The following is a 737-nucleotide window of genomic DNA, read 5'->3' as shown; positions in this document are numbered from 1 at the left end:
GAGCTTCGGCGACGATCCGCTGCGGATGCTGCGCGCCGCCCGGTTCTCCTCGCAGCTGGGCTTCGCCGTCGCCCCCGAGACGAGCGAGGCGATCGCCGGGCTCACGGCGACGCTGGCGATCGTGAGCCCCGAGCGCGTGCAGGGCGAGCTCGTTCGGCTGTTGGCGTCGGACGATCCCGTGCGGGGCATCCGTCTGCTGGTCGAGACCGGTCTGCTCGCGGAGTTCCTGCCGGAGGTGCCGGCGTTGCGCCTCGAGGTCGACGAGCACCACCACCACAAGGATGTCTACGAGCACTCGCTGACGGTGCTGCGGCAGGCGATCGCACTCGAACGGTCGCGGCATCCCGATGCCGAGCCCGATGTGCCGCTGCGGCTCGCCGCCCTGCTGCACGACATCGGCAAGCCCGCCACGCGCCGGCTCGAGCCGGGCGGCGGGGTCACCTTCCACCACCACGACGTGAAGGGCGCCCGCCTTGCGCGCGCCCGCCTTCGCGACCTGCGCTTCGATAGCGACACGATGACGGTGGTGGCGCGGCTCATCGAGCTGCACCTGCGCTTCTTCGGCTACGCCGAGGGGGCATGGACGGACTCGGCCGTGCGCCGGTACGTGCGCGATGCGGGCGAAGAGCTCGAGCGTCTGCATATCCTCACCCGCGCCGACGTGACGACCCGCAACAAGCGCAAGGCGGCGCGGCTGGCGGCGGCGTACGACGACATCGAGGCGCGCATCTCCCAGC

1 pseudogene is annotated in these 737 nt (G+C 71.8%); it reads left to right on the top strand.

The features are described from left to right. Positions 1-737 (top strand): annotated as a pseudogene (locus ASG00_RS16020) (HDIG domain-containing metalloprotein); the annotation flags it as partial.

It is taken from the genome of Microbacterium sp. Leaf351 (assembly GCF_001423825.1).
GTDB classification, from domain to species: Bacteria; Actinomycetota; Actinomycetes; order Actinomycetales; family Microbacteriaceae; genus Microbacterium; species Microbacterium ginsengisoli.
The sequence above is the reverse complement of the archived record's forward strand: the minus strand, read 5'-3'. Positions and strand labels throughout refer to the sequence as shown.